The organism is Acinetobacter sp. YH12131 (assembly GCF_013418635.1).
GTDB classification, from domain to species: domain Bacteria; phylum Pseudomonadota; class Gammaproteobacteria; order Pseudomonadales; family Moraxellaceae; genus Acinetobacter; species Acinetobacter towneri.
Window position 1 is genome coordinate 1 of sequence record NZ_VPBQ01000030.1, and the last position, 8,511, is coordinate 8,511.

The following is an 8,511-nucleotide window of genomic DNA, read 5'->3' on the forward strand; positions in this document are numbered from 1 at the left end:
GGGTATTTGCATTTTAAGGTGGGATTTTAATTAATTCCACTTTCTTTATTTCTATAATATTTCCCCATTTTTGCAATCTAAGGTTGAATCAAAAAAATAGAAATCATTCCATTTTTGCAATACAGGGTTGAAATTTAGATAATGAATGCCAGTTTTGTTTGACTAAAAAACAATGAAAATTGAAATATGAGAAAACTTTGATTTTTGCATTTTAAGGTTGAAATTCATACTTTTTATGATACTATTTTAATATGCATTCTAAGGTTGGAAAATGAAAAATGGCTGTAATACCAAATAACAATGACACCGTACTCGCAAACTTTATTTGGAAAAACGCCGATGATTTGCGTGGTGACTTTACACACACTCAATTCGGTAGAATCATCTTACCTTTCACCATCCTTAGATGTTTAGAGTGCGTGTTAGAAGAAAATAAGGCAAAAGTTCTTGCCACTTATGAGCAATTCAAAGATCAAGACCTAGCACTTGATGCCATTCTAAAAAATGCAAGCCAACGCCCTTTTTATAATACTTCAAATTACAGTCTTTCAACTCTTGGTGGCAACAAAACAAAAGCTAACCTTGAAGACTATATTTCAAAATTCTCAGAAAACGTCCGTAAAATTTTTGAAGGCTTTAAGTTTGCTCAAATTATTGCTGAACTAGATGATGCAAACCTTTTGCTTTTGATCTCAAAAAACTTTGCTGACATCGACCTACATCCCAATGTAGTGCCTGCCCGCACCATGAGTAATGTCTATGAACATCTCATTGCCAAGTTTGGTGCAGAGGTGGGTACAGGGTCGGAAGACTTCATGACACCACATGATGTTGTGCATTTGGCGACCACCTTATTACTACACCCTGACAATGAATTATTTGAACAAAATCTTGGGCTTGTCAGAAGTTTGTATGATATGACCTGCGGCACAGGGGGTTTCCTAAGTGATATGATGAATCATGTGGAAACTTATAAAGACCGCTATAAAGTAGCTCCCGTCTTAGTGCCACATGGTCAAGAAATTCAACCTGAAACACATGCTGTTGCTTTAGGTAACATGCTATTAAAGCGTTTGGAAACAGACCCAAGCCGTGACTTATCAGCAAATATCAAACTTGGCAGTACATTAAGTAATGATCAATTTGAAGGTAAACGCTTCCATTACCAATGTGCTAACCCTCCTTACGGCATGAAATGGGATAAGGATTCTGCTGCTGTAAAAGCAGAACAGAAATTAGGTTTTGCAGGGCGTTTTGGTGCAGGCGTTCCAAAGAGTAGTGATGGTTCAATGCTATTCTTACAAAATTTGGTTGCGAAGCTTGAAACCCCTGAAAATGGTGGTGGGCGTGGTGCAATTGTGCTTTCAGGTTCGCCTTTGTTTAATGGTAAGGCAAACTCAGGTGAATCTAGCATCAGACGTTGGTTGCTTGAGAATGATTTGATTGAAGCGATTATTGCTTTACCTACAGATATTTTCTTCCGCACAGGAATTGGTACATATATTTGGCTGATTTCAAACCGTAAACCTGCTCACCGTCAAGGCAAAGTTCAGCTTATTGATGCATCAGGTTTGGGTTCATCCATGCGAAAAAATGAAGGCAATAAGAGTAAATTTATTAGCCAAGATAATATTGCTGAAATTACTCGTATTTATGCTGATTTTGAAGAAAGTGAAATCAGTAAAATTTTCGATTACACCGAATTTGGGTATCGTCAAGTTCAGGTGCAACGCCCTCTACGCATGGACTTTCATTTTAGTGAGGACAAGCAACGCTTGCTTCAAGATACTAAGGAATTTAATAAGCTTAGTGCTATTGAACAAAGTGAAGTATTGAAATTTATTGAAAGTTTGAAGGGTGAAGTTAAACCGTTTACTTGGTTTGAATCTGAATTTCTTAAAAAGCTGCCTGTCAAAAAAGTAAGTAAGGCATTCAATCAATCTCTGCTTATGATTTTTGGTGAAAAAAATCCTGATGCTGAGATTGTTTCGCTGAACGGTGAAGTTTTATTTGATACAGAATTGAATGATTCTGAAAGTATTCCATTGAATCAAGATATTCATGAATACATGGCGAAAGAAGTATTACCACATGCCCCTGATGCTGTTGTTGATGAAAAAGTGGTAGATGCTCAAGACGGTAAAATTGGTTTGGTTGGATACGAAATTAACTTTAACCGTTATTTCTACAAGTTTGAACAACCTCGCCATCCAAATGAAATTTTAGCTGAAATTAAAGAGCTTTCAGCAGAAGTTGCTCAATTATTAGGGGAGATTTAATGATGATTTGTCCTAATTGCGATGAACATATTGTGCTTGAAGATTATGAAGATACTGCCCCATTTCAATGTGAACATTGTGACACTTGGTTGGAGCTTGATATTGATGAAGGCACTTATTTAGGGGCTAAACATACAACTTTACGCATCGTTGATGATGAAGATTTGGGTGAGGTGTAATCATGGATTTTAAACAGTACCCAAGTTACAAAGATAGTGGAGTTGAGTGGTTAGGTGAAGTGCCTGAACATTGGCAGCAAAAACCTATATGGAGTTTGTTTAGTCGTATCAAGCGGGTGAACCACCCTAATGAACCCCTTCTTTCAGTTTATAGGGACTATGGAGTAATTCTTAAAGATAGTAGAGATGACAATCATAATCGTGCATCTGAGGACTTAACTCCATATCAACTTGTACGTCCTAATGACCTTGTAATTAACAAAATGAAAGCATGGCAAGGTTCTATTGCTATATCTGAATATCAAGGCATTGTAAGTCCTGCTTATTATGTCTATGAACCTAAACAGCCATATTGTTCAAAGTATATTCACTTTCTAATTCGTTCTACTTACTTTATTCAAAGTTATAAGAATTTTTCAAAAGGAATCCGTGTTAATCAATGGGATTTAGAACATGATGCCTTTACTCATATAGATTTATTACTGCCCCCTCTATCAGAACAAAATAAAATTGTTTCGTTCCTTGATACTGAAACCTCACGCATTGATCACTTAATTGCCAAGCAAGAAAAGTTAATCGAGAAGTTAGAAGAACATCGAAAATCCGTGATTTCTCATGCGGTAACGAAAGGTTTAGACCCAAATGTACCTATGAAAGATAGTGGTGTCGAGTGGTTGGGTGAAGTGCCTGAACATTGGGTTGGCTCTAAATTTAAGTATATATTTCAAGAGAAACAACACACAAAAAACATGAACCTTCCATTTGGGGCTATTAGCTTTGGTTCGGTTGTTTATAAAAAAGATAAAGCAAACTTAACAGATGAATTGAAAGAAAATTATCAAGAGGTATTACAGGGTGAGTTTTTAGTAAACCCGTTAAATCTAAATTATGACTTAAAAAGTCTGCGAACAGCTTTATCTAAAATAGATGTAGTTGTTAGCTCAGGTTATTTCGTTCTAAAGTTAAAAAACAATACTTTTAATAAAAGATATTTAGAGTATCTGCTTTATATATTTGATATTAGGAAAATGAAAACTTTGGGTGCGGGGATACGTCAAACACTCACATTTAAGGATATGGCTGTGTGTGATGTAGCAATTCCTAGTGCTTGTGAACAAACCCAAATCGCATCCTTCCTCGACTACGAAAACTTCCGTATCGACAACTTAATTGCAAAGCAAGAAAAGTTAATCGAAAAACTCAAAGAATACCGAACATCAATCATTTCCCATGCTGTCACGGGGAAAATTGATGTGCGTGATTTAGTTGCCTAGCCTGAAAGAAGGATTCAGTAAATAAGGCTGTTGTAGTGGTATGTAGAGGGGGTCTACATACCACCAAATAAAACCGAATATGTGAGAATAAAGATGAACATGCTACTTTCAGACAAAGCACATTACGAATCACACTTAGAAGAATATATTGTGTCTAAATTAAAGGCACAGGGATGGCTTGTTGGTGAAAGTAAAAACTACAATACTGACACGGCACTTTATACCGAAGATTTAATCGGTTGGATTAAAGATACACAACCTGAGAAATGGGATAACCTGTTTAATACCAATGGTGAAAACACAGAAAAGACCATTGTTAGTCGTTTAGTTGCTGAAATTGAACGTACTGACAACATCAGCGTGTTCCGTAAAGGATTTAAAATGGCGGGAGCAGGTACAGGCGGTATTATTCACCTGACTGAAACAGCACCCGAAGACAAGCGTAATGAAACAACCATTAAGAATTACAAAGCCAATCGCCTACGTGTAGTTCCTCAGCTCAAATACAATCCTACCCGTGATTTCCGTATTGATTTGGTTTTCTTCATCAATGGTTTGCCAATGGCAACTGTGGAAATCAAAACTGATTTTAACCAATCTATTGATGCTGCTAAAGATCAATATAGACAAGACCGCAAACCGATTGACCCGAAGACCAAGCGTAAAGAACCGCTTCTGATGAGCAAGCGAGGTGCTATTGTTCACTTTGCTTTATCTGACTCAGAAATCTATATGACCACCTGTTTAGATGGCGATAACACCTTCTTCTTGCCATTTAACAAAGGGAATGATGGTCACGCAGGTAATCCACCTGTAGGTGAAGATGGTGAATATCCTGTCGCCTATTTTTGGGATTACATTTGCCAACCTGACAATTGGCTTAAAATTTTCCATGATTTCGTCTATATCGAAAAGAAAAAGAAAGCCGATCTTACAGGTAAGTACACCGTTCAAGAACGTCTAATCTTCCCTCGTTATCATCAGTTTGATGCTGTGTTGAAGATGCTTAATGACGCTAAAACAAATGGCGTTGGACTTAATTATCTATGTGAACATAGTGCAGGTTCAGGCAAAACTTCAACGATTGCTTGGACAAGTCACGGCTTAATCCGTCTAAGACAAGATGATGGTACTGCCTACTTCAACTCTGTGATTGTGGTGACAGACAGAACCGTACTGGATGATCAGCTTCAAGAAGCAATTAAGCAAATTGACCATCAAAAAGGTTTGATTGCGACCATTAATCGTGAGAATAAAGAAAATGGTGGTGGAACGAAGAGTAAGCAGCTTGAAAATGCGCTGATCTCAGGTACACCTATCATTGTTGTGACCATTCAAACTTTTCCTCATGTTATGGAAGCAATACTCACAGAGAACAGTCTGAGTGACCGTAGATATGCCATCATTGTTGATGAAGCGCATACCTCACAAACAGGCTCTACAGCATCCAAATTACAGGCTACGCTTGCCTTAAAATCAAGTGCCGACTTGGAGAAGTTGTCAGTTGAAGAGTTACTGGCGCAAGTACAAAAGGCAAGAGGTAATATCAAAAATATTAGCCATTTCGCTTTCACTGCAACGCCTAAGCATTCAACTTACATGCTGTTTGGCCGTACCAAAGATGGTAAACCTGCAACAGATGACAATCTACCATTGCCATTTCATTTATATACGATGCGTCAGGCGATTGAAGAAGGCTTTATCCTTGATGTGCTGAAAGGTTATGTGCCATATAAAACCGCATTCAAACTTGGTGGTGAAGCTGTTGATAATGATCAACGTGTCGAAAGCAAGGGTGCTAGACGGGCATTGGCTCGTTGGATGTCGCTACACGCTACCAATGTCACGCAGAAGGTTCAATTCATCGTTCAACACTTCCATCACAACGTAGCGCATTTACTGAATAGCCAAGCAAAAGCAATGATTGTGACAAGCTCTCGCCCTGCCGCAATTCGCTATAAACTTGCATTGGAGAAGTATATTCAGGAAAACCCTGAATACAGCCAATATCGAGTCCTAGTAGCCTTCTCAGGCACTTTAAATGGCAAAACAGTGAAACATGAAGATGATGGCGATGATAATCCAGTATTCCAATTCAGTGATGATATTGAATTTAGTGAAAAAACGCTGAATGAGGATAATCCTTGTGCCGATTTAAGAGATACCTTTGATCGTCCTGAATACCGTTTAATGGTGGTCGCAAACAAATTCCAAACAGGCTTTGACCAACCAAAACTGTGTGCGATGTACTTGGATAAGAAAATCGCCAACCCTGTTGAAGTGGTGCAAACCTTATCTCGACTTAACCGTACTACGACAGGTAAAGATCAAACCTTTATCATTGACTTCGTAAATGACCCTGAGTGGATTCGCACTTGCTTTAAACAATACGATAGCGGTGCTGAGATGTATAACATTCAAGACCCTAACGTAGTTTATACCATCAAAGACACCTTGGATGAGTTAGAGTTATATGATGAAGACGATCTCGAAGCCTTTAAAAAGGCGAAGTTTAAGACCATTCGGGATTTAACGAAAGATGCTCATGATCATAATCAGCACAAAGCGTTATACCAAGCGACTGATAAACCAACACGCTTGTTTAACTCTAAGTTAAAAAACCTTAAAGAAGCGATTGATGCGCAAGAAGAGTTGCATCAAAAGGCAAGAAAGGATGGTAATGCAAGTGGTCAAAGCCAAGCAGAGTTAGAGCGTAAAATTTTAGATGTGGAGCTTAAAAAACTCCTGAACTTTAAAAATGACTTGCTCAAGTTCGGCAGAATTTATAGCTACATTGCACAGATTATTGACTTTGCTGACCCTGAATTGGAGAACTTTGCAGCATTCAGTAAGTTGGTGGGCAAACGCTTAAATGGTATTGCAGCTAAAGAAGTGGATATTTCAGGTCTTGTGCTTACAGGCTATGGCATCTTCAAGAAAAAAGATGGCGAAACTGAGGGGGACGCAGAAGGTGAAATTTCAACTGTTCCTGTTGTTCCAATTACAGGCTCAGGTTCAACCGACCCTACACCAACGGCTTTATTCTACCTGCAAGAAGTTATTGATCGTATCAGTGCCGCCTTTGGTGATATTTCAACTCGTTATGAGCAAGCTGTTTTTATCAATCACCTCGCTGCAATTTTACGTGAAAATGAAGTGGTAATGGCTCAAGTTGAAAACAATCCCAAAGAAGTTGCTTTACAAGGCAACCTGCCGACTGCCTTAACCAATGCCATTATTCAAGCAATGGCTTCACATCAGCAGTTATCAGCCCATGCACTTAAGACCGATAGCCAAGCGATGCAAAATATCCTTTTAGCACTCTATAAGATGCTTAAAGATGGTACAACGCTTGATGTTGAAAAAATGAAGGGATAATCATGCTAAACATACTGCAATTGGATGGTGCTACACCCACAGATATTCGACATGAAGATGGTTCTATTATTATTTCAATAGAACCATCTGACGATGCTGTAGTGAAGCACTGTCACAATTGCGGTGCTAAGGTTTATAAACATGGCAAACGAGTCAATCACTTTGCTGATACACCCATGCAAATGCAACCTGTGAGTCTAGAGGTGACTCGCACTCGTTATCGCTGTGCAGAGTGCAAAAGCATGTTTATGCCTGAATTTACGTTCTTGGATGATAAAAGACGGGCAACCAGTCGATTAATTGATGCGATTAAAAAACGCTGTTTAAATAGCACATTTACGCATTTATCAGAAGAAACTGGCTTAGCAATTAATACCATCAAAAATATTACTTCTGATTATATTACTGAACTAGAAAATACGGTCAATTTTGAAACACCGACCATCATGGGGATAGATGAACTTAAATTAGGGGGGGAATACCGTTGTGTGATCACTAATCTAGGTATGAAGAGCTTGTATGACATGCTGCCTAATCGCAGACAAGAATTGCTCATTCCATATTTTGAGAAGCTGCCTGATGCAGATAAGGTGGAATGGGTTTGTACTGATATGTGGCGACCTTACAAGCGTTCATTTAGAGATTATTTACCCAATGCAACTTTGGTCATTGATAAGTTTCATGTGGTTCGCATCGCAAGTGAATTAATGGAAAAAGAACGCAAGAACATGCAAAGTCAATTCACTAAAGTTGCACGGCTAAATGCTAAAAAGAATTTACGTTGGTTAACCTTAAAAAGACCTGATAGCTTGAATGATCAGGAACTTGAGATGCTTGAGGACATGGAGAAAACCATGCCAAAGCTTAAGCTTGCCTATGATATTAAAGAAGACTTCTACAAGATTTATGATTGTAAAACCAAAGAAAAAGCAGAAGCAGCATTTAAAAATTGGGCTGACAACATTCCTAACGATCTCCCTCAATTTAATGATTTAGTAAAAACCGTATCCAATAATTATGATGACATTTTTGCTTATTGGGATGCACCGTTCAGTATTACCAATGCTTATACTGAGGGACATAATGGATTGACCAAAGTTGCAAACAGACTTGGGCGAGGTTATTCATTTGAAGTGATTCGAGCAAGGATGTTATACAATAAAATTGCAAGATCAGTGACAAGTATTTCAACCAAAGCAACTTCAACCAAACCATCAATTGTTACACCCAATAGTCCTGTTACTACTGTATCAAGTAAAGATTTGAACTTTAGTTTTTCAACCAAATATAAAAAAATGAAAACAGAATATGGAGCACACATTCCAACCTTGGTTGAATTGTTTGAAGAAGAATATGAGATTGATTAATTTAATTATTCAACCTCATAATGCAAATACCCAA

General features: G+C 38.0%; 5 protein-coding genes. All 5 read left to right on the top strand.

What is annotated here, in order from left to right:
* Positions 1–278: 278 nt before the first annotated feature.
* The 5 genes from FTU66_RS13115 (at position 279) to FTU66_RS13135 (ending at position 8,477) form a co-directional block, all read left to right on the top strand.
* Positions 279–2,279: a class I SAM-dependent DNA methyltransferase gene (locus FTU66_RS13115; RefSeq protein ID WP_180112940.1), complete on the top strand. Its 2,001-nt coding sequence runs from the start codon at positions 279–281 to the stop codon at positions 2,277–2,279.
* Positions 2,279–2,458, top strand: a complete 180-nt coding sequence (locus FTU66_RS13120) for a hypothetical protein (protein ID WP_180112939.1) — start codon at positions 2,279–2,281, stop codon at positions 2,456–2,458. Before FTU66_RS13115 ends, FTU66_RS13120 begins: the two co-directional genes overlap by 1 nt.
* Before the next feature lie 2 nt (positions 2,459–2,460).
* A complete protein-coding gene (locus FTU66_RS13125; RefSeq protein WP_180112941.1) occupies positions 2,461–3,732 on the top strand; it encodes a restriction endonuclease subunit S in 1,272 nt (423 codons plus the stop codon).
* A 93-nt stretch (positions 3,733–3,825) separates the two neighbouring features.
* The gene (locus FTU66_RS13130) at positions 3,826–7,110 is read left to right on the top strand and encodes a type I restriction endonuclease subunit R (RefSeq protein WP_180112942.1); all 3,285 of its coding nucleotides are present in this window, start codon (positions 3,826–3,828) and stop codon (positions 7,108–7,110) included.
* A gap of 2 nt (positions 7,111–7,112) precedes the next feature.
* On the top strand, positions 7,113–8,477 hold the full coding sequence (locus FTU66_RS13135) for an ISL3 family transposase (protein WP_180111406.1): 1,365 nt from the start codon (positions 7,113–7,115) through the stop codon (positions 8,475–8,477).
* The last annotated feature ends 34 nt before the right edge of the window (positions 8,478–8,511 follow it).

Coding starts and splice junctions, on each gene's coding strand:
- FTU66_RS13120 (WP_180112939.1), top strand. CDS start 2,279: ATGATGATTTGTCCTAATTGCGATGAACATATTGTGCTTGAAGATTAT.
- FTU66_RS13130 (WP_180112942.1), top strand. CDS start 3,826: ATGAACATGCTACTTTCAGACAAAGCACATTACGAATCACACTTAGAA.
- FTU66_RS13125 (WP_180112941.1), top strand. CDS start 2,461: ATGGATTTTAAACAGTACCCAAGTTACAAAGATAGTGGAGTTGAGTGG.
- FTU66_RS13135 (WP_180111406.1), top strand. CDS start 7,113: ATGCTAAACATACTGCAATTGGATGGTGCTACACCCACAGATATTCGA.
- FTU66_RS13115 (WP_180112940.1), top strand. CDS start 279: ATGGCTGTAATACCAAATAACAATGACACCGTACTCGCAAACTTTATT.